18 protein-coding genes, 1 pseudogene and 1 riboswitch are annotated in these 21150 nt (G+C 64.5%); of the genes and pseudogenes, 8 read left to right on the plus strand and 11 right to left on the minus strand.

Annotated elements, in window-relative coordinates; translation table 11 throughout:
* Window positions 1-105: 105 nt before the first annotated feature.
* The 10 genes from nuoI to EJ076_RS23770 all read right to left on the minus strand — a co-directional run bounded on the left by nuoI (window position 106) and on the right by EJ076_RS23770 (window position 9963).
* The gene (gene nuoI, locus EJ076_RS23725; protein ID WP_023812382.1) at window positions 106-597 is read right to left on the minus strand and encodes an NADH-quinone oxidoreductase subunit NuoI; all 492 of its coding nucleotides are present in this window, start codon (window positions 595-597) and stop codon (window positions 106-108) included.
* Window positions 597-1640 (minus strand): NADH-quinone oxidoreductase subunit NuoH, encoded by a 1044-nt coding sequence (nuoH, locus tag EJ076_RS23730; protein WP_126069454.1) that lies wholly within the window; start codon window positions 1638-1640, stop codon window positions 597-599. Before nuoH ends, nuoI begins: the two co-directional genes overlap by 1 nt.
* Before the next feature lie 2 nt (window positions 1641-1642).
* Window positions 1643-3724 carry an NADH-quinone oxidoreductase subunit NuoG gene (nuoG, locus tag EJ076_RS23735; RefSeq protein ID WP_126069455.1) on the minus strand — a complete coding sequence of 694 codons (2082 nt, stop codon included), beginning with the start codon at window positions 3722-3724 and terminating at the stop codon, window positions 1643-1645.
* A gap of 73 nt (window positions 3725-3797) precedes the next feature.
* Window positions 3798-4493 carry an NADH-ubiquinone dehydrogenase gene (locus tag EJ076_RS23740; RefSeq protein ID WP_126069456.1) on the minus strand — a complete coding sequence of 232 codons (696 nt, stop codon included), beginning with the start codon at window positions 4491-4493 and terminating at the stop codon, window positions 3798-3800.
* A 126-nt stretch (window positions 4494-4619) separates the two neighbouring features.
* Window positions 4620-5924 (minus strand): NADH-quinone oxidoreductase subunit NuoF, encoded by a 1305-nt coding sequence (nuoF, locus tag EJ076_RS23745; protein ID WP_109667979.1) that lies wholly within the window; start codon window positions 5922-5924, stop codon window positions 4620-4622.
* A gap of 10 nt (window positions 5925-5934) precedes the next feature.
* On the minus strand, window positions 5935-7215 hold the full coding sequence (locus EJ076_RS23750; protein WP_126069457.1) for an NADH-quinone oxidoreductase subunit E: 1281 nt from the start codon (window positions 7213-7215) through the stop codon (window positions 5935-5937).
* Window positions 7216-8406: an NADH-quinone oxidoreductase subunit D gene (locus EJ076_RS23755; RefSeq protein ID WP_126069458.1), complete on the minus strand. Its 1191-nt coding sequence runs from the start codon at window positions 8404-8406 to the stop codon at window positions 7216-7218.
* A gap of 9 nt (window positions 8407-8415) precedes the next feature.
* A complete protein-coding gene (locus EJ076_RS23760) occupies window positions 8416-9021 on the minus strand; it encodes an NADH-quinone oxidoreductase subunit C (RefSeq protein WP_126069459.1) in 606 nt (201 codons plus the stop codon).
* A 4-nt stretch (window positions 9022-9025) separates the two neighbouring features.
* A complete protein-coding gene (locus tag EJ076_RS23765; RefSeq protein WP_013531090.1) occupies window positions 9026-9607 on the minus strand; it encodes an NADH-quinone oxidoreductase subunit B in 582 nt (193 codons plus the stop codon).
* The gene (locus EJ076_RS23770; protein ID WP_010910112.1) at window positions 9598-9963 is read right to left on the minus strand and encodes an NADH-quinone oxidoreductase subunit A; all 366 of its coding nucleotides are present in this window, start codon (window positions 9961-9963) and stop codon (window positions 9598-9600) included. The genes EJ076_RS23765 and EJ076_RS23770 overlap by 10 nt, the downstream gene beginning before the upstream one ends.
* Before the next feature lie 331 nt (window positions 9964-10294).
* Here EJ076_RS23770 and EJ076_RS23775 point away from each other — a divergent pair, with 331 nt between their 5' ends.
* The 8 genes and pseudogenes from EJ076_RS23775 to EJ076_RS23810 all read left to right on the plus strand — a co-directional run bounded on the left by EJ076_RS23775 (window position 10295) and on the right by EJ076_RS23810 (window position 20403).
* Window positions 10295-11494 (plus strand): winged helix-turn-helix domain-containing protein, encoded by a 1200-nt coding sequence (locus tag EJ076_RS23775; RefSeq protein WP_126069460.1) that lies wholly within the window; start codon window positions 10295-10297, stop codon window positions 11492-11494.
* A gap of 30 nt (window positions 11495-11524) precedes the next feature.
* Window positions 11525-11730, plus strand: a riboswitch (cobalamin riboswitch).
* A 38-nt stretch (window positions 11731-11768) separates the two neighbouring features.
* Entirely contained in the window at window positions 11769-12197 is a 429-nt protein-coding gene (locus EJ076_RS23780) for a DUF1636 family protein (RefSeq protein ID WP_126069461.1), read from the plus strand.
* Window positions 12198-12199: 2 nt separating this feature from the next.
* The gene (gene cobW / locus EJ076_RS23785) at window positions 12200-13252 is read left to right on the plus strand and encodes a cobalamin biosynthesis protein CobW (RefSeq protein ID WP_126069462.1); all 1053 of its coding nucleotides are present in this window, start codon (window positions 12200-12202) and stop codon (window positions 13250-13252) included.
* 18 nt (window positions 13253-13270) lie between these two features.
* On the plus strand, window positions 13271-16759 hold the full coding sequence (cobN, locus tag EJ076_RS23790) for a cobaltochelatase subunit CobN (RefSeq protein ID WP_126069463.1): 3489 nt from the start codon (window positions 13271-13273) through the stop codon (window positions 16757-16759).
* Window positions 16756-18280: pseudogene (gene cobG / locus EJ076_RS23795) on the plus strand (precorrin-3B synthase). Before cobN ends, cobG begins: the two are co-directional and overlap by 4 nt.
* On the plus strand, window positions 18255-18887 hold the full coding sequence (locus EJ076_RS23800; protein WP_126069465.1) for a precorrin-8X methylmutase: 633 nt from the start codon (window positions 18255-18257) through the stop codon (window positions 18885-18887). The pseudogene cobG and the gene EJ076_RS23800 overlap by 26 nt, the downstream one beginning before the upstream one ends.
* The gene (locus EJ076_RS23805; RefSeq protein WP_126069466.1) at window positions 18884-19642 is read left to right on the plus strand and encodes a precorrin-2 C(20)-methyltransferase; all 759 of its coding nucleotides are present in this window, start codon (window positions 18884-18886) and stop codon (window positions 19640-19642) included. The genes EJ076_RS23800 and EJ076_RS23805 overlap by 4 nt, the downstream gene beginning before the upstream one ends.
* Window positions 19639-20403: a precorrin-3B C(17)-methyltransferase gene (locus EJ076_RS23810; protein ID WP_126069467.1), complete on the plus strand. Its 765-nt coding sequence runs from the start codon at window positions 19639-19641 to the stop codon at window positions 20401-20403. The genes EJ076_RS23805 and EJ076_RS23810 overlap by 4 nt, the downstream gene beginning before the upstream one ends.
* Here the strand turns inward: EJ076_RS23810 and EJ076_RS23815 are convergent.
* Window positions 20367-21149, minus strand: a complete 783-nt coding sequence (locus tag EJ076_RS23815; RefSeq protein ID WP_126069468.1) for a cobalt-precorrin-6A reductase — start codon at window positions 21147-21149, stop codon at window positions 20367-20369. The genes EJ076_RS23810 and EJ076_RS23815 overlap by 37 nt on opposite strands.
* Window position 21150: the final 1 nt, after the last annotated feature.

Consider the following 21150-nt stretch of genomic DNA (forward strand, 5'->3'; position numbering starts at 1 on the left):
GTCCGAAACAGGACGTTCGTCCTGTTCGATTTTTGCGACCGCCTCCGGTCGGCAAGTTGCGTGTTTCCTTAGACGAGGCCCCTCGCCCCGTCCATGCGTCAAATATCAGCGGTACGGCGAGTCCAGCGAGATGTTGCGCGCCAGTTCGCGCTCCCACCGGTCGCCATTCGCCAACAGCTTGTCCTTGTCGTAGTAGAGTTCCTCGCGCGTCTCCGTCGCGAATTCGAAATTCGGCCCCTCGACGATGGCGTCGACCGGGCAGGCCTCCTGGCAGAAGCCGCAATAGATGCACTTCACCATGTCGATGTCGTAACGCACCGTACGGCGCGTGCCGTCATTGCGGCGCGGGCCGGCCTCGATGGTGATGGCCTGCGCCGGGCAGATCGCCTCGCACAATTTGCAGGCGATGCAGCGTTCCTCGCCATTGGGATAGCGGCGCAAAGCGTGCTCGCCCCGGAAGCGCGGGCTGGTCGGCCCCTTCTCGTGCGGATAGTTGATCGTCTCCTTCGGCGCGAAGAACTGGCGCATCGACAGGAAGAAGGCGCTGACGAAATCCTGCAGCAGCAGCGATTTTGCGGCTTGGGAAAGAGCGGACATCACGCAAACCCCGTGATCTTGAGGAAGGCAGCGGTGGCGACCACCATGAACAGCGAGATCGGCAGGAACACCTTCCAGCCGAGCCGCATCAGCTGGTCGTAACGGTAGCGCGGCACGAAAGCCTTCACCATGGAGATGCCGAAGAACACGAAGCAGACCTTCAGCACGAACCAGATGACGCCCGGCACCCAGGTGAACGGCGCGAAGTCGAAGGGCGGCAGCCAACCACCGAGGAACAGGATGGTGGCCAGCGCGCACATCAGCACGATGGCGACATACTCGCCGAGGAAGAACAGCAGGAACGGCGTCGACGAGTATTCGACCATGTGGCCGGCGACCAGTTCCGATTCGGCTTCCACCAGATCGAAGGGCGGCCGGTTCGTCTCGGCCAAGGCCGAGATGAAGAAGATGATGAACATCGGAAACAGCGCCAGCCAGTTCCAGTCGAGGAACGTATTGGGCAAGCCAAGCCGCGTACCAATTCCGTCATGCTGCGACAGCACGATATCGCTGAGGTTGAGCGAGCCGGCGGTTAGCAGCACGGTGACGATGACGAAGCCGATCGAGACTTCGTAGGACACCATCTGAGCCGCTGAACGCAGCGCACCGAGGAACGGATATTTCGAGTTCGACGCCCAGCCGCCCATGATCACGCCATAGACCTCGAGCGAGGAGATGGCGAAGACATAGAGGATGCCGACATTGACGTTGGCGATCGCCCAGCCCTGGCTCACCGGGATGACCGCCCAGGCGGAGATCGCCAGCACCGCCGACACCAGCGGCGCCAGCAGGAAGACGCCCTTGTTGGCGCCCGACGGAATGATCGGTTCCTTGAAGACGAATTTCAACAGATCGGCGAAAGCCTGCAACGTGCCCCAGGGGCCAACGACGTTCGGACCACGGCGCAGCTGCACCGCCGCCCAGATCTTGCGGTCGGCGTAGAGGATGTAAGCGACGAAGATCAGCAGAACGACGATCAGCACGACTGACTTCAAGAGGATCAGCAGCGCCGGCAGCACGTAGAAGGAGAAGAAAGTGTCCATGCTTATTCCGCCGCCTGCTTGAAGCCGCTCTTGGCCAGTGCCGAGCATTCCGCCATCACGGCCGATGCCCGCGCGATCGGGTTGGTCAGGTAGAAATCCGTGACGGGCGAGGTGAACGTTCCCTTGTTCAGCCGTCCGCCGAGCTTCGCCACCTTGGCGATGTCCTCGGCATTGCCGGCCGCGACCTGATCGATGCGGGCCAGATGCGGGTATTCGCCGTAAAGCTTGGCGCGCAGCTGCGGCAGCGAATCGAACGGCAGTTTCTTGTCCATCACATCCGACAGGGCCCGCAAAATCGCCCAGTCCTCGCGCGCATCGCCCGGCGCGAAGCCGGCGCGGTTGGTCTGCTGCACACGGCCTTCCGTGTTGACATAGGTGGCCGATTTTTCGGTGTAGGCAGCCGCCGGCAGGATGACGTTGGCGCGGTGCGCGCCCTGGTCGCCATGCGTGCCGATATAGACCACGAAGGCGCCGCCGGTCTTGGCCATGTCGATCTCGTCGGCACCGAGCAGGAACAGCAGCTCCATTTCGCCCAGCATGCCGGCAACGCTCTTGCCACCCTCGCCCGGCACGAAGCCGAGATCGAGACCGCCGACACGTCCGGCCGCATTGTGCAGCACGGCAAAGCCGTTCCAGTCCGCGCGAGCAGCGTTGACAGCGGTGGCGAGCTTGGCCGCCTGGCCGAGCACGGCCGCGCCATCGGCGCGCGCCAAAGCGCCCTGGCCGACGATGATCAGCGGATGCGTCGCCTTCTTCAGCACTTGGAAGAACGTGCCATTGCCGTCGGCCAGATCCTTCAGCGAATCCGGTCCGGCGCCCAGCTGTTCGTAGTCGTAGCGCGTGTCACCGACATCGCCGATAACGCCGACCGGCAGATTGCCGATCCGCCAGCGCTTGCGGATGCGGGCGTTGAGCACCGAGGCTTCATAGCGCGGGTTGGCGCCGATGATCAGCACCGCGTCGGCCTGCTCGATGCCTTCGATGGTCGGATTGAAGATGTAGCTCGCCCGGCCGAGCGCCGGATCGAGTGCGGCGCCATCCTGGCGGCAGTCGGTATTCTTCGAGCCGAGCGAGGCCATCAGCAGCTTGAGCGCATAGATTTCTTCAACGGCGGCCAAGTCACCGGCAATGGCGCCGATCTTTTCGGGTGCCGCCTTCGAAACCGCGTCCTTGATCGCGGCAAAGGCTTCGGCCCAGCTGGCGGGAACCAGCTTGCCGTCCTTGCGCACATAGGGGCGGTCGAGGCGCTGCGTGCGCAGGCCGTCCCAGATGAAGCGGGTCTTGTCGGAAATCCACTCCTCGTTCACCGCTTCGTTGACGCGCGGCAGGATGCGCATCACTTCGCGCCCTCGGCTGTCGACGCGGATCGCCGAGCCGACCGCATCCATCACGTCGATGGATTCGGTCTTGGTCAGCTCCCACGGCCGCGCCTGGAAGGCGAAGGGTTTTGAGGTCAGCGCGCCGACCGGGCAAAGGTCGATGACATTGCCCTGCAGCTCCGAGGTCATCGCCTGTTCGAGATAGGTGGTGATCTCGGCATCCTCGCCACGGCCGATCAGGCCAAGCTCGGAAATGCCGGCGACTTCCGTGGTGAAGCGGACGCAGCGCGTGCAATGGATGCAGCGGTTCATCACCGTCTTGACCAGCGGTCCGATATATTTGTCTTCGACCGCGCGCTTGTTCTCATGATAGCGCGAGGAATCGACGCCGAAGGCCATCGCCTGGTCCTGCAGGTCACATTCACCGCCCTGGTCGCAGATAGGGCAATCCAGCGGATGGTTGATCAGCAGGAACTCCATCACGCCTTCCCTGGCCTTCTTGACCATCGGCGTGTTGGTGAAGATTTCCGGCGCCTCGCCATTCGGCCCCGGACGCAGGTCGCGCACGTTCATGGCGCAGGAAGCCTGCGGCTTGGGCGGCCCGCCCTTCACCTCGATCAGGCACATGCGGCAATTGCCGGCGATCGACAGCCGCTCATGGAAGCAGAAGCGCGGCACTTCCGCGCCAGCGTCTTCCGCCGCCTGCAGCAGCGTGTAGTGGTCGGGTACAGTGATCTCTTTCCCGTCGACCTTGAGCTTTGCCATTCGCCTCAAACCCCTGCGGAGTTCCCGCAATCTCTTGTTCCAGGCACGGTCGAAACCGGACCCGGCATTTCATTCACTTCTTGACGGCGAGCGCCGCCGCTTGGGCTGTCCAATCGTCGCGACCGATGCGGCCGGTGAGCGACAGATAATCCTCGACCCAGGCAACCTCTTGCGGCGTCCATGCCGCGATCTGGCCATACGTCCAGATGCCCAGGCCGTTGAGAACTTTTTCAAGCTTGGGCCCGATGCCCGATATCGCCTTGAGATCCGCCGGCTCGGCGGGCTTTTCCATAGCCTCTGGCTGCCTGAAATCCTCGGGCATCAGCACATGGCCGGAGTCGCCGGTTGCCGGAACGGCATTTGCGGCCGGCACGGCAGTAGCGGCTTCCTTGGCGGCAATATCGGTGACTTCCTGGGCGAAGGACTGCGCCTCGGCAATCATGGTTTTCGCCGTCGCCCGCGCCTTGGTGGAGGAAGAATTCGGGTCGTCGAACTGCGCGACGCGCGCCTCGAAATCATCGACGATCGGCTGCAACAGCCGTTGCGAAGCTTCGGCCGCTCCCGAAAGCGCGCCCAGCCAGACGCCGAAAGCGTGGTTGGCGAGCCCAAGGCCAAGCGCCGACATCGCCGCCGCACCCGCCACAGGATGCACGAGAAGGTTGACGGCGCTGGCCATCTCCTTCGGCATCATCCTGGTCAAGTCCTGGTTCATCTTCTCGATCTGGTCCAAATTGGGCATCAGCGGGTTGGGTGTCGAATACGGCGCCATAGAGTTCTCCTGGTCGTTTTTTCGTTCGCCCGCCCCGGTTGTCTCAAATCGGGCCCTTGCCCGTATTTCAAATCGGGCACTTGCCCGTATTTCGCTTCGGGTTTTCGCCCGCATTCAGAAATTCTTCTATTCCGCCGCCACCATCACCGGCTCGGCTCGGTGCGCATTGCGCGAAAACTCGTCGATGCGCCGCTCCACCTCGCCGCGGAAATGCCGCATCAGGCCCTGGATCGGCCAAGCCGCCGCGTCGCCCAGCGCGCAGATCGTGTGGCCTTCGACCTGTTTGGTGACGTCGAGCAGCATGTCGATCTCGCGCTTCTGCGCCTCGCCGCGCACCAGCCGCTCCATCACCCGCCACATCCAGCCGGTGCCTTCGCGGCACGGCGTGCACTGGCCGCAGCTCTCATGCTTGTAGAAATAGGAAAGCCGCGCGATCGCCTTCACGATATCGGTCGACTTGTCCATGACGATGACAGCCGCCGTGCCAAGGCCGGATTTGAGGTCGCGCAGCGCGTCGAAATCCATCGGTGCGTCGATGATCTGCTCGGCCGGCACAAGCGGCACCGAAGCGCCGCCCGGAATGACCGCCAACAGATTGTCCCAGCCGCCGCGAATGCCGCCGCAATGCGTCTCGATCAGCTCGCGGAACGGGATCGACATCGCCTCTTCGACCGTGCACGGATTGTTGACGTGGCCGGAGATGCAAAACAGCTTGGTGCCGACATTGTTGGGCCGGCCGAAGGACGAGAACCAGGCTGCACCGCGGCGCAGGATGGTCGGCGCAACCGCGATCGATTCGACGTTGTTGACGGTGGTCGGGCAGCCATAGAGGCCGACATTGGCCGGGAATGGCGGCTTCAGCCTGGGCTGGCCCTTCTTGCCTTCGAGGCTTTCGAGGAGTGCTGTCTCCTCGCCGCAGATATAGGCGCCGGCGCCGTGGTGCATGTAGATGTCGAAATCATAGCCGGAGGTGTTGTTCTTGCCGATCAGCTTGGCCTCATAGGCCTCGTCGATGGCGCGCTGCAGCGCCTCGCGCTCACGGACGAACTCGCCGCGCACATAGATGTAGGCGGCAATCGCGCCCATAGCGAAACCGGCAAGCAGCGCACCCTCGACCAAAGTGTGCGGGTCATTGCGCAGAATGTCGCGGTCCTTGCAGGTGCCGGGCTCGGATTCGTCGGCATTGATGACGAGATAGCTCGGCCGGCCGTCGCTCTGCTTGGGCATGAACGACCATTTGAGCCCCGTCGGGAAGCCGGCGCCGCCACGGCCGCGCAGGCCCGACGCCTTCATCTCGTTGACGATCCACTCACGCCCCTTGGCGACGATGCCGGGCGTGTTGTCCCAGGCGCCGCGCGCCATCGCACCGGCCAACGACTTATCGAAGAGGCCGTAGATGTTGGTGAAGATGCGGTCTTTGTCCTGAAGCATTTTTCGTCCCTCAGACCGGCTTCTTGCCGAAGACGCGGATGTATTCGGCGACGCCACCCTTGGCGAGCGCCTTGGCCTGCTTGACCCAGTCGTCGCGATCGATGCGGCCATGGAAGGAGAGATAGCCGTCCACCCACTCGCGCTCGGCCTTCTTCCACGACGCAACCTGCGCGAAGGTGTAGATGCCGAGCGTATGCAGGATGCCCTCGATCTTCGGCCCGACGCCGGAGATCAGCTTGAGGTCGTCGACCAGTGCCGGTTTGTCGATGCCGGCCGGACGGTTCTTGTCTTCCAGCGATGGCTTGGCGGCTTTCGCGGCTGGCGCCTTGGTTTCCGGCGCCTTGAAAGCGGCTGCCGGCTCGGCCTTGGTCTTCGGACCATTGCGCTGCTTGGAAACCTGCTCGACCTCAGGCGCTGCCTTGTTGGCATTGGCGGCCGAATGCAGCGGCGCCGAAACGCTCGCCGCCTTTTCCGCAGCCGGCGCAACCTTGGCCTTTGACGGTGTCTTCAGGGCCGGGCTGGTTTCGGGAGCATCGGTCTTCGGCTTGCTGGCATTGGACGGTGCGACAGGGGCAGCGGCCGGTGCCGGAACGGGCGCAGCGATGATCGCGTCGGGCGCCGCTTTGGCGGCCTTGGCCGCCTCCCTGGCTTCCCTGTCGCGGGTCGACTTGAGGATCGCCTTTTCGCTCTTCAGGCTCGTGAGGCCGGAGGCCGGCTCCGAGCCGGTGCGACCGTCCTGCGGTCCGGGCTTGACCTCAGCACCCTTGCCGGCGCCGTAGAGATCGATGATTTCGGCCAGCCGTTCCGGGGTGAGGTCTTCGAAAGTATCTTTAAAGATCATGACCATCGGCGCGTTGACGCAAGCGCCAAGGCATTCGACCTCTTCCCACGACAGCGTGCCCTTGTCGTTGGTGTGGAACTGGTCGTGATGGATCTTTGACCGGCACACATCCATCAGCGCTTCCGAGCCGCGCAGCATGCAGGGCGTGGTGCCGCAGACCTGGATATGCGCACGCGTGCCGACCGGGTTCAACTGGTACTGCGTATAGAAGGTCGCGACCTCTAGGCCGCGGATACGGGGCATGCCGAGCATGTCGGAGATCGTCTCGATCGCCGCCTTCGTCACCCAGCCTTCCTGCTCCTGTGCGATCATTAGAAGCGGGATGATCGCCGACTGCTCCCGACCCTTCGGGTATTTCTTGATCCATTGCTTCGCAGCCGCGGCATTCGCCCGGTTGAAGGCGAAGGATGCTGGCTGGACGCTGGCTTCTGCGAGACGGCGGACTGACATTTAGCGATCGACCTCACCAAACACGATGTCGAGGGAGCCGAGAACGGCGGTGACGTCGGCCAGCATGTGGCCGCGGCAGAGGAAATCCATCGCTTGCAGATGCGCGAAGCCGGGCGCGCGCAGCTTGCAGCGATAGGGCTTGTTAGAGCCGTCGGAGACCAGATAGACGCCGAACTCACCCTTCGGCGCTTCGACCGCCGCATAGACCTCGCCGGCCGGCACGCGATAACCCTCGGTGTAGAGCTTGAAGTGATGGATCAGCGCTTCCATCGAGCGCTTCATCGCCTGGCGCTTCGGCGGCACCACCTTGCCGTCGAGGTTCGACACCGGGCCGGTGAGCTCCTTGCCGAGCAGAAGGTCGACGCACTGGCGCATGATCTTCGCCGACTGGCGCATCTCTTCCATGCGCACCAGATAACGGTCGAAGCAGTCGCCGTTCTTGCCGATCGGAATGTCGAAATCCATTTCCGAATAGCATTCATAGGGTTGCGATTTGCGCAAATCCCAGGCTGCACCCGAGCCGCGCACCATGACGCCTGAAAAACCCCAGGCCCACGCGTCGGCCAGCGAAACGGTGCCGATGTCGACATTGCGTTGCTTGAAGATGCGATTGCCGGTCAGCAGTTGATCGAGGTCGTCGATCGACTTCAGGAACGGGTCGATCCACTTGCCGATATCCTCGACAAGCTTCTGCGGCAGGTCCTGATGGACACCACCGGGGCGGAAATAGGCGGCATGCATGCGCGAACCGGAGGCGCGCTCATAGAACACCATCAGCTTTTCGCGCTCGACGAAGCCCCACAGCGGCGGCGTCAGCGCGCCGACATCCATCGCCTGCGTCGTCACATTGAGGATGTGCGACATGATGCGGCCGATTTCGCAGTAAAGCACGCGGATCAGCTGGCCGCGCTTCGGCACTTCGATGCCCAGCAGGCGCTCGGCGGCGAGCGCGAAAGCGTGCTCCTGATTCATCGGCGCGCAATAGTCGAGCCGGTCGAGGTAAGGGATCGCCTGCAAATAGGTTTTGGCTTCGATCAGCTTTTCGGTGCCGCGATGCAAGAGCCCGATATGCGGATCGACGCGATCGACGACTTCGCCGTCCAGCTCCAGAACGAGGCGCAAAACGCCGTGCGCCGCAGGGTGTTGCGGGCCGAAATTGATGTTGAAGTTGCGGACGGAGGTTTCAGCCATTCTGGCGCCTCAATTCGTCTTGGCTTTTTCGTCGCCGGGCAGGACGTAGTCCGTCCCTTCCCATGGCGAGAGAAAATCGAAATTGCGGAATTCCTGCTTGAGCTCGACCGGCTCATAGATGACGCGCTTGGCTTCGTCGTCGTAACGCACCTCGACAAAGCCGGTCAGCGGGAAATCCTTGCGCAGAGGATGGCCTTCGAAACCGTAGTCGGTCAGCAGGCGGCGAAGATCGGGATGGCCCGAGAACAGCACGCCATAGAGATCGTAGGTCTCACGCTCGAACCAGTCGGCGCCTGGGAACACACCAGTGATCGACGGCACCATGGTTTCCTCGTCGGCCTGCACCTTGACGCGAATGCGCACGTTCTGCTTCGGCGACAGGAGGTGATAGACGACGTCGAAACGCTTGGCCCGCGACGGATAGTCGGCGCCGCAGACGTCGATGATCGAGATGAATTGGCAGCGCGCATCGTCGCGCAGGAAGGTCATCACCTCGACCAGGTCGCGCGGCTCGACATGAACGGTAAGCTCGCCATAGGCGACATCAGCTTCGTTCACGCGGCCGATCAGCTTCTCGCCGAGATAGGTCGACAGTTCGCTCAGGGATGCGGTCATGGATTTACCGTTCGATCGTGCCGGTGCGGCGGATCTTCTTCTGCAGGAGAAGAATGCCGTAAAGCAGCGCTTCGGCGCTCGGCGGACAGCCGGGCACATAGATGTCGACCGGCACGATGCGGTCGCAGCCGCGCACCACCGAATAGGAATAGTGATAGTAGCCGCCGCCATTGGCGCAGGAACCCATCGAGATGACGTAGCGCGGCTCCGGCATCTGGTCGTAGACCTTGCGCAGCGCTGGCGCCATCTTGTTGGTCAGCGTGCCGGCGACGATCATGATGTCGGACTGGCGTGGAGACGCGCGCGGCGCGACGCCAAACCGCTCCGAGTCATAGCGCGGCATCGAGGTGTGGATCATCTCGACCGCGCAGCAGGCGAGACCGAAAGTCATGAACATCAGCGAGCCGCTGCGCGCCCAGGTGATAAGCGCCTCGGTCGAGGTGACGAGAAAGCCCTTGTCGGCCAGCTCATTGTTGATCTCGAGGAAGAACGGATCGTCCTCCCCCACCGGCCTGCCGGTGTTGGGATCGATGATACCTTTGGGCTTCGGCGCGACGAGGGTGCCTGAACTGTCGTTCAATCCCATTCCAGCGCTCCTTTTTTCCATTCATAGGCAAAGCCGATGGTCAGCACCGCCAGAAACACCATCATCGACCAGAAACCGAGCATGCCGATCTTCGAGAACGACACCGCCCACGGAAACAGGAAGGCCACTTCCAGGTCGAAGATGATGAACAGGATCGACACCAGGTAGAAACGGATGTCGAACTTCATGCGGGCGTCGTCGAACGAGTTGAAACCGCACTCGTAGGCGGAAAGCTTTTCAGGATCGGGATTGCGGTAAGCCACCAGGAAGGGCGCGGCCAGCAGCGCCAGGCCGACAACCAGCGCCACGCCTATGAACAGGACGATGGGCAGGTATGAGCTTAGAAGTGCGTTCATGCTCGGCTTTCCGTTGGCGCCAATCCACTTTGATTACAGCACCGGACCCTAATGCGGAAGCGTGACAGTTTAACCGCTGAACCGTTTTAAGGGCCTATGCTGCAACGCGGCGAGGGTTAGCGCAGCACTTCCAGCGAAGCAAGTCAAACCTTGTTCAAAACACTGACCTGGACGGCATATCCGGGGAAACTGGTCCGATCCGCTCCTGTTTGATTTCCTTCGTTTTTTACTCCACTTTTCTCTCCTGACATGGTTCCCGCCAAAACCCTGCTAGCATGGGCTGGAATCACCCATCCGACCCTCGGCCAAAACACTTCAAAGTGATGCCTGCATGAAGGAAAAGATCTCGCTCCCCATGGCCCGGCGCATCGCGCTTGCCGCCCAGGGGTTCCTCGATCCCCGTCCGGCCGGTACGCCCGACCGCCGGCATCTTGCCCGCACGCTCTCCCGCACCGGCCTGTTGCAGATCGATTCCGTCAGCGCGGTGGTGCGCGCTCATTATATGCCGCTCTATTCACGCCTTGGCCCCTACCCGCTCTCGCTGCTCGACAACGCGGCCGTGACGCGCAAGCGCACGGTGTTCGAATACTGGGCGCACGAGGCCTCCTTCCTGCCGGTCGAGACATATCCGCTGATGCGCTGGCGCATGCAGCGCGCCGAGCGCGGCGATGAAATGTATCTGGGGCTTGCCAAATGGGGCCGCGAGCACGCCGCCTATATCGAAGAGATCTACCGCCAGGTCGCCGATCGCGGCCCGATTGCCGCTTCCGCGCTCGAAGGCCAGAAAGGCTCGGGCGGCTGGTGGGGCTGGAGCCATGCCAAGCATGCCTTCGAATGGCTGTTCTGGGCCGGCCGCATCACCACGGCGCACCGCCGCGGTTTCGAGCGGTTCTATGATCTGCCCGAACGCGTGCTGCCGCAGGCGATCCTCGACCTACCGGTGCCGGCGGCCGAGGACGCGCACCGCGAATTGCTGCGCATTTCCGCCCGCGCCCATGGCATAGCGACGTCAGGCGACCTGCGCGACTACTTCCGCCTGTCGCCGGCCGACATGAAGGGCCGGCTGGAGGAACTGGTCGAAACAGGCGAGCTGCTGCCGGTGCGTGTCGAAGGTTGGGACAAGCCAGCCTATCTTCATAAAGACGCCCGTCTGCCCCGAAAGATCGAGGCCCGCGCCCTGCTGGCGCCGTTCGATCCCGTCGTCTTCGAGCGTTCGCGCACGGAGCGGCTGTTCGACTTCCACTACCGCATCGAGATCTACACGCCGGCCGACAAGCGGCAATACGGCTATTATGTCCTGCCGTTCCTGCTCGGCGACAGGATCGTCGCGCGCGTCGACCTCAAGGCCGATCGTCCGGCAAGTGTGCTGCGGGTCCACGCAGCCTATGCCGAGCCCGGCGCGCCGCCTGAAACCGCTGCTCAGCTCTTCGAGGAATTGAAGCAGATGCAGGGTTGGCTGGGCCTCGAGCGCATCGAAGTGACGCCCGCCGGCGATTTGGGCCCGGCGCTGGCCGACATCGCCGTGTCGTAAGCTCGCGTTGACACCGCCGCCCGCAAAAGCCTAAATCCGGTTCCAGATGGTCCCTTGCCCGCAACGGCAAGGGCTAAGAGGGAATGCGGTGCGGGGCAAAATCCCAAATCCGCGGCTGTCCCCGCAACTGTAAGCGAAGAGCCAAGGCCGAAAGCCACTGGGAATGGTCCCGGGAAGGCGGCTACCAAGGCGATGACCCGCGAGCCAGGAGACCTGCCGTCTGCGACTGTAGAATCCGATCGCCCGGCGGGTTTCCGGGCAAGGAGCCCGATTTTTGGACCACGACAGCAGTTTTTCGGCTGGCACAGCGGATGTTTCGTCCGGCCATGACGATGCCTTGGCCGGCGTCACCGTCATCGTCTGCGCCTCCTGCCGCGACGAAACCGGCTCCGACGCTCATCCCCGCGCCGGCGAATCGCTGGCGGACGACACGCGCCGCGCCGCCTCTGGCGACAACATTCGCATCCGCAGCGTCGAATGCCTTGGCAATTGCAAGCGGCGCCTGAGTGCCGCCATCCTGCGCGACGGTTGCTGGAGCTATGTCTTCGGCGACCTGACCGCGACCAGCGGCGCCGACCTCGTCACCGGAGCCAAACTCTTCGCCACCTCGAAGGACGGCCTGATTCCGTGGCGCGGCCGTCCCGATAGCCTGAAGCGTGGCCTCGTTGCCCGCATCCCTCCCCTCGACCTGCTGAAGGACTGACCATGACCGCTCCAGATTCGTCTGCGAACCTCTCCCGTGTTCCCTGCACCGTCGTCACCGGCTTCCTCGGCGCCGGCAAGACGACGCTGGTCCGCCATCTCCTGGAAAACGCCGGCGGCAAGCGTATTGCCATCATCGTCAACGAATTCGGCGACATCGGCATCGATGGCGAGATACTGAAGGGCTGCGGCATCGACACATGCCCGGAGGAAAACATTGTCGAACTGGCCAATGGCTGCATCTGCTGCACCGTGGCCGACGATTTCGTCCCGGCGCTCGACCAGATCCTCGCGCTGACGCCGAGGGTCGACCACATTCTGATCGAGACCTCGGGCCTGGCGCTGCCCAAGCCGCTGGTCCAGGCTTTCCAGTGGCCGAGCGTGAAAAGCCGGGTCACCGTCGATGGCGTCATTGCCGTGGTCGACGGGCCGGCATTGGCCGAAGGCCGCGTCGCCAACGACATGGACGCCCTGCAGGCGCAGCGCGCTGAGGACGAAACGCTCGATCACGACGATCCGGTCGAAGAGGTGTTCGAGGACCAGATCGCCTGCGCCGACCTGATCATCCTGTCGAAAAGCGACCTGATGGACGCCGCCGGCACCGCCCGCGCCAACGCCATCATCAACGAACACTCCGCCCGCGCGGTGAAGATCGTGCCGACGTCGCATGGCAAGGTCGATCCCTCCGTGCTGCTCGGGCTCGGTCTGGCCGTCGAGGACGACATCGAGAACCGCAAGTCCCATCATGACGGCGCCTTCGACCATGAGCATGACGACTTCGACACCTTCATCGTCGACATTGCCTCGATCGCCAATCCGGACGAACTGGCAAAACGCGTCGCCACCGTCGCCGAGGAAGAGAACGTGCTGCGCGTGAAGGGATTCGTCGAGGTCGGCGGCAAGCCGATGCGGCTCTTGCTGCAGGCGGTCGGGCCGCGCGTCAACCACTACTATGACCGCGCCTGGACCGCCACGGACGACCGCCGTTCGCGCCTCGTCGTCATCGGCCTGAAGGGGCTGAACCGCCCGGCGATCGAGCGTATACTCGCCGGCTGATTTCGGACACGGGTTGCGATGCACATCCTAACCACAACATCCGCCTCGCTCGACGACCTCGCCGAGCCGGTCGATCTGCGGCAGACGCCGGCGGATGTCGTGGCCCTGTCCTTCACCGACAGCGATCTTGCCGGACTGGCGGCGGCCTGGAAAGCCGATGCTCACCGCCTGCCCTCGATGCGGCTGGCGGCGCTTCGTGACCTGCGCCACCCCATGTCCGTCGACCTCTGGGTCGACAGCGTCGCCCGTCACGCCAAAATCATCCTCGTGCGCATCCTCGGCGGCTACGACTGGTGGCGCTACGGCTGCGATCAGCTTGCCTCGACCGCCCGCGAGCGCGGCATAAAACTGGCGCTGCTGCCCGGCGAATGCCGCGACGAAGACCTAAGGCTGATTGAAGCCTCGACGCTGCCGCGCGAGGAGTTGGACGGCCTACTCGACTATTTCCGCGAGGGCGGCCCGGCGAATATGAGCGCGCTGGTGCATCGGTTGGCGCGGCTGGCGGGGGCGCAGGCAGAAACTGTCGAGCCGGTCGCGGTCCCAAAAGTTGGCTACTACGAACCCAACCGCGGCGTCGTCCCCCTCCCCCTCGAGGGGAGGGTCCGGCCGCAGGCCGGGGGTGGGGTCCTCTCCGAAGCACGCCGAGCTAAAGAAACACCGCGCCCGGTCCTACCGACCCCACCCGGCCCTGCGTGCCACCCTCCCCTCGAGGGGGAGGGAAAGGTCGTGCCGATCCTGTTCTACCGCTCGATGCTGCTGGCCGCCGATGTCGCGCCCATCGACGCCCTCTTTGAAGCGCTCAGCCAGCGCGGCATCGCCCCGGTCCCCATCTTCGTCTCCAGCCTCAAGGACCCGGCATCGCTGGCGTTCGTGGAAACCGCACTCGCCGCGCTCAAACCCGCCGCCATCATCACCGCGACCGCTTTCGCGTCCGGCGCCGAACCCGGCGTCGAAACCTTGTTCGACCGCGCCGGCGTGCCCGTCTTCCAGGTCATCGTCGCCACAACCCGCCGCGACATCTGGGAGAACAACCAGCGCGGCCTGGCGCCCGCCGACCTCGCCATGCATGTCGTGCTGCCCGAGCTCGATGGCCGCATCCTCGCCGGCGCCATTTCCTTCAAGGGCGAGAGTGAGACCGATCCAGCGCTTGGCCACCGCGCCTTCGCCAACCGGCCGGAGCCGGATCGCGTGGCGCAGGTCGCGGACCGTGTCGCGGCCTTCATCCGTCTGCAGGAGACGCCCCGCGCCGAGCGCAAGCTGGCCATCCTGATTCCGGATTATCCGAGCGCTCCTGGCCGCACCGGCTATGCGGTCGGCCTCGACGTGCCGTCCAGCGTGCTGGCCATGCTGCACGACCTGAGGGAACAGGGCTATGGCGTTGAAGGGATTCCGGAGACGCCGCGTGGGTTGCTGGATTTGATGGAAGCCAGCGATACTGGATTGACCTTGGATAACTACATTGCCTTCTCGACAGAGTTGCCGACTGCAGCAATCGCTGCGGTCGAAGCCGCTTGGGGCAAAGCGGAAGATGAGACGGGTCTGTGCGCCTCGCGCCAACCTTCGCGACCGACCGCCGCCCACTTCCCCTTCCGCGCCACGACCTTCGGCAACGTCACCGTAGCACTCGCCCCAGACCGTGGCCGCTCCGCCGACCGCCGCGCCGACTACCACGACCCAACGCTTCCCCCACGTCATGCGCTGATGGCCTTCGGCCTATGGCTGCGCAAATCGCTCGGCGTCCACGCGCTTGTCCATGTCGGCGCGCATGGCACGCTGGAATGGCTGCCCGGCAAAACCGTCGCGCTCTCGGAAAACTGCTTTCCCGAGATCGTCACCGGTCCCCTGCCCGTCATCTATCCCTTCATCGTCTCCAACCCAGGCGAGGCAGCGCAGGCCAAGCGCCGCATTGCCGCCGTTACCCTCGGTCATTTGCCGCCGCCCCTGACCGGCGCCGGATTGGATGAGGATCAGCACAAGCTCGAGCGGCTGGTCGACGAATATGCCCAGGCCGACGGGCTCGACCGTCGCCGCCGCGACCGCCTGGCCAAGCTGATCGTCGACACCGCGCAAAAGACCGGCCTCGCCTCCGAGGCTGGCGTTGCCAGGACCGACGCGCCCGATGAAGCGCTGCGCCGCATCGACGCCTGGCTCTGTGACCTCAAGGACTTCGCCATCAAGGACGGGCTGCATATCTATGGCCGCGCTCCGGAGGACGAGCCCGACGCCATGCGCCGCCAAAGTGCGGCGTCCGAGAAGGCGGCGCTGCTCGCCGGGCTCGATGGCCGCCACGTCAAGGCCGGTCCGGCCGGCGCGCCCGCGCGCGGCCGTTCCGACGTCTTGCCCACCGGCCGCAATCTGTTCACCTCGGACCCGCGCACCATGCCGACGCCGACCGCCTATGATCTGGGCAAGGCAGCGGCAGAGGAAGTCGTGCGCGGCTACATGCAGTCGCATGGCGACTGGCCGCGCTCGCTGGTCATCGATCTCTGGGGCTCGGCCTCGCTGCGCACCGGCGGCGAGGAGATCGCGCAAGGCCTGGCGCTGATGGGTTGCCGCCCGCAATGGGATTCGGCGACCGGCCGCATCACCGGCATCGAAGTGCTGCCTCCCGCCGCACTCGGCCGGCCGCGCGTCGACGTCACCTGGCGCATTTCAGGCCTGTTCCGCGACATGTTCCCAACCCAGATCGCACTGATCGATGCCGCCGCCAACGCGGTTGCCGCCCGCGACGAGGAGGATTCTGAAAACCCCCTCGCGGCCAAAACCCGCGCTGACGGCAAGATCAGCCCGCGCATCTTCGGCACCTCGCCCGGCACGTACGGCGCCGGCGTCGAGCATCTCATGTCCTCGGGCAACTGGGGCGCGCGCGAAGAGATCGGCCGCGCCTATCTCGACGCCACATCGCATGCCTATGGCGGCGCCGAGGGCGAAGGCATCTCCGCGCCCGGCGCCTTCGAGGGCCGCATCGCCGAGGCCGATCTTCTCGTCCACACCGGCGACGACCCCGGCCGCGACATCCTCGAAGGCTCCGCCGATGTCGCCTTCATCGGTGGCTTTTCCGCAGCACTTGCGGCGCTCGGCAGGAATGCCGACGTCATCGTGCTCGACACCACGGACCCGCAAAAGCCGAAGCCGCGCTCGGTCGGCGAGGCCGTATCGCGCGTCGTGCGTGCTCGAGCCGTCAATCCACGCTTCATATCTGGCCAGATGCGCCACGGCCCACGTGGTGCATCTGAATTCGCCGAAACCGTCGACCGGCTGGTCGGCTTTGCCGAAACCACTCACGCCATATCGGGAAGGCTGATCGAGGCGGTGCATGACGCCTATCTCGGCGATCCCATGGTCCGCGCTTTCATCCTGCGCGAGAACCCTGCCGCTGCCAAAGTCATCGCCGAGCGCTTCCTGTCGGCGCGCCGGCGTGGCCTCTGGCATCCCTTGCGCAATTCCATCGACGACGATCTCGCCGCCCTGATCGCCGAGGCGGAAGCGCTTGGGGTGGCGGCATGAACGTCTTCTCGCGTCGCGGCGCTTGTCCTGCACTCTCCGCCCCGATGCAAACCGGCGACGGTCTGCTGGTGCGGCTCAACCCGGTCGCGGGAGGCCCATCTTCTGGAGGCCCATCTTCTGGAGGATTATCGCCGAAGCTCTTGATCGCGATAGCCGAATCCGCTTTGCGGCACGGCAACGGCATCATGGAAGTCACCGCGCGCGGCAGCCTGCAGATACGCGGCTTGACGGCGCAAAGTGCGCCTCTGTTGGCGGCGGAGGTCGACGCGCTGGGCATCGCGGTGCGCACCGGCGTGCCGGTGGAAACCGGACCGCTGGCCGGTCTAGACCCGCAAGAGATTGCCGATCCCCGACCACTGGCGGAGCGGATCAGAGGGGCGATCGACGAGGCTGGGCTCTCGCAATGGCTGGGGCCGAAGGTTTCGGTCGTTGTCGATGGCGGCGGGCAGTTGGTCATGGACACGGTCACGGCCGATGTCAGGCTGAAGGCGGTGCGCGCAAGCGCTGGCATCCTGTGGGCTGTATCAGTTGCCGGTGACAGCCAAAGTGCGAACCTATTCGCAACGGTCGATGAAGACGCAGCGCGCGATGTCGCCGTTGCCGTGCTGAGGATGGTTGCCGAGAAAGGCCGCGAATCCCATGCAAGGGATTTGTCGGAGAGGCAGTTAAGATCGCTCGCCGGTTGGCACTCTGTGGCGCCCCCCTCTGTCCTGCCGGACATCTCCCCCACTTGGGGGGAGATTGCTCATTCACGCTCGCCTTCGCCAATTTCCGCGGCTGAAGGGGGAAAGCCAACGCCGAAACTGCCAATCTCCCCCCAAGTGGGGGAGATGTCCGGCAGGACAGAGGGGGGCGCCGTAGAGCACTCTCGCCGGCCAATTGGCGTCTTCAACGTAAGCCACGCCACCGCCCTCGGCATCGCTCTCCCCTATGGCAGCATGCCAGCGGACAAGATCATCGCCCTTGCCCAAAGCGCCCTCACGCACGGCACGTCAGAAATCCGCCTCGCCCCAGGCCGGGCCTTCCTTTTCGTTGGTCAACCAGCCGCCGCCAACTCATCGCTTCAGCGCACCGCCGCCACCCTCGGCTTCGTCACCTCCTCCGCCGACCCGCGCACGCGCATTGCCGCCTGCCCTGGCACTCCGGCCTGCGCCTCCGGCCGGATCGCCACGCGCGACATTGCCGAGACGATCGCCGCTGAAAACGCCGACATCCTCGACTTCACGCTGCACGTTTCCGGATGCGCCAAGGGCTGCGCCCACCCCGGCCCGGCTGCGCTAACGATAGTCGGCGGCGAAAACGGAGCCGGACTTGTCGTGAACGCGACGGCAAAGGCCCTTCCTGCCGGCTACAGGCCGGACTATGACGCCGCGCGCGGCATCGGCCGCGTCGCGGCAATGATCCGCAGCACACGATATCAAGGCGAAACCGCCGCCGCTTGCCTGACAAGGCTCGGGCCGGCCGGTATCGCCGAGGCTTACCGACAGGAATGAGCATGGGCGCCTACGACTACATCCATGACGGCACGGCGATCTATGAGCGCTCTTTCGCCATTATCCGCGCCGAGGCCGATCTTTCGCGCTTTTCCGAAGCCGAGGCCGATGTCGCCATCCGCATGATCCATGCCTGCGGCCAGGTCGAAGCATCAAGTCATTTTGTCTTCTCCAGCGATTTCGTTACCGCCGCCCGCGCCGCTTTGGCGGCTGGTGCGCCGATCTTCTGCGACGCGGAAATGGTCTCGCACGGCGTCACCCGCGCCCGGCTGCCCGCCGGCAACGAGGTGATCTGCACCTTGCGCGACCCGCGCACGCACGACATCGCCAGGGAGATCGGCAACACCCGTTCGGCTGCCGCGATCGACCTTTGGGGCGAACGCATGGCCGGTTCGGTGGTTGCCATCGGCAATGCGCCGACCGCGCTCTTCTACCTCCTGGAAAAACTGCGCGATGGCGCGCCCAAGCCGGCGGCCATCATCGGCATGCCGGTCGGCTTCGTCGGTGCTGCCGAATCAAAGGATGCGCTGGCCGAGAATTCCTACGGCGTTCCCTACGCCATCGTGCGTGGCCGGCTTGGTGGCAGCGCCGTGACCGCCGCCGCGCTCAATTCATTGGCGAGGCCGGGCCTGTGAATGCCCTTCTCAAAGGTCGTCTCGTTGGCGTCGGCACCGGTCCCGGCGACCCCGAACTGCTGACGCTGAAGGCCGCGCGAGCCTTGTCGGAAGCCGATGTCGTGGCCTATTTCGCCAAGCGCGGCAACAACAGCAACGCGCGCGCCATCGTCGAAACACGCTTCCGGCCGGATATGCTGGAGCTGCCGCTGCTCTATCCCGTCACCACCGAAATCGACAAGGATCACGACGACTACCGCTCGCAGATCACGGCTTTCTATGAGGAGTCGGCCGAAAAGGTCGCCGAACATCTCCAGGCTGGCAGAATGGTTGCCGTACTCTCCGAGGGCGACCCGCTTTTCTACGGATCTTACATGCATCTGCATGTGCGGCTCGCCCATCGCTTCCCGACAGAGGTCATTCCCGGCGTAACTGCCATGTCCGGCTGCTGGTCGCAGACTGGTGTCCCTATCGTCCAGGGCGACGACGTGTTGACCGTGCTGCCCGGCACGATGAGCGAGTTCGAGCTGATGCGCCGGTTGGCGGATACCGATGCCGCCGTCATCATGAAGGTCGGCCGCAACCTACCCAAGATCCGGCGGGCGCTGGAAGCCACCGGCAAGCTGACACGCGCCGTGTATGTCGAACGCGGCACCATGGCCGGCAGCGTCTCGATGAAGCTTGCCGACAAAAAGGACGACAAGGCGCCCTATTTCGCCATCGTGCTGGTCGCCGGCTGGTCCGGCCGCCCCGGGGCTTTGGGAGCGCAAGCATGAGCGGCCGTCTCACTGTGATCGGCCTCGGCCCCGGCAACGCCGATCAGGTCACCCCGGAAGCCACCCGCGCCGTCACCGAAGCCAAATTCTTTTACGGCTACAAACCCTATCTTGACCGGCTGGAGTTGCGCCCGGACCAGACCCGCGTCGCTTCCGACAACCGCGAGGAACTCGCCCGCTCCAAGGATGCCTTGACCAAGGCTGCCGAGGGCCATGACGTCGCTGTCGTCTCCGGCGGCGATCCCGGTGTCTTCGCCATGGCGGCCGCCGTCTGCGAGGCGATCGAAGCCGGCCCGGCCGAATGGCGTGCCGTCGATGTCGCCGTCGTGCCCGGCATCACCGCCATGCTTGCGGTTGCCGCTCGCATCGGCGCGCCGCTCGGCCATGATTTCTGCGCCATCTCGCTGTCCGACAATCTGAAGCCCTGGGAACTGATCGAGCTGCGCCTGCTGGCGGCGGCCGGCGCCGGCTTCGTCATCGCGCTCTACAATCCGATCAGCAAGGCGCGCCCCTGGCAGCTTGGCCGCGCCTTCGAGTGCCTGGCCGCAATCCTGCCAGGCACCACGCCGGTGATTTTCGGCCGCGCCGCCGGCCGTCCCGACGAGCGCATAGAGGTCTATCTGCTGGCCGATGTCGAGGCTGAGAAGGCCGACATGGCGACCTGCATCATCATCGGCTCGCCGGAAACCCGGATCATCAAGCGCGCCGAAAAGCCGGCGCTGGTCTACACGCCGCGCTCGTCGACGGGACGGACAAAATGATCGACCCCAAGTTGATCAACAATGGCGGCCAGCGCTTCGACGGTTTCAGCCGAGTTAACATCCGGCAACGCCGGCCTGCGCACCATCACCACCTCGATGCCAAGCGCCCGCGCCGCGGCAATCTTGCCGTAGGTTGCCTCGCCTCCGCTGTTCTTGGATACGACGACATCGATGCGATGCTTTTCGAGCAGCGCGCGTTCCTCCGCCTCGCGAAACGGGCCACGGGCCAACAGATATTCAGCATCGGGCACGGCCAGCTTCGGCTCGACGGGATCGACGCTGCGGATGAGATAATGATGCTGCGGTGCTGCCTCGAAGGCAGCGACCTCTTGCCGGCCCAATGCCAGGAAGACATGGCGCGGCGCCGGTCCAAGCGCCTGCGCGGCATAGCCAAACGTATCGACCTGCGTCCAGCGGTCGCCTTCGACAGGCTCCCAGCCGGGGCGTCGCAGGGCAAGGATCGGTACACCGGCGACGCGCGCGCCTTGCGCGGCATTGGCGGAGATTCGCGCCGCATAGGGATGCGTGGCGTCGATCAGCAGATCGGTGCCCGTCTCCCTGAGATAGACGGCCAACCCATCGGCACCGCCAAAGCCTCCGGTTCGCACCGGCACGCCTTGCGCGACCGGACTTTCGGTGCGGCCAGCCAGCGAAAGCATGACCGAGCAATCGGCACGCGCCGCCAGTTTTCCGGCCAGTTGCCGGGCTTCCGTGGTGCCGCCGAGGATCAGAATGCGGTGGGTCATC

Source organism: Mesorhizobium sp. M7D.F.Ca.US.005.01.1.1, from assembly GCF_003952545.1.
GTDB classification, from domain to species: domain Bacteria; phylum Pseudomonadota; class Alphaproteobacteria; order Rhizobiales; family Rhizobiaceae; genus Mesorhizobium; species Mesorhizobium loti.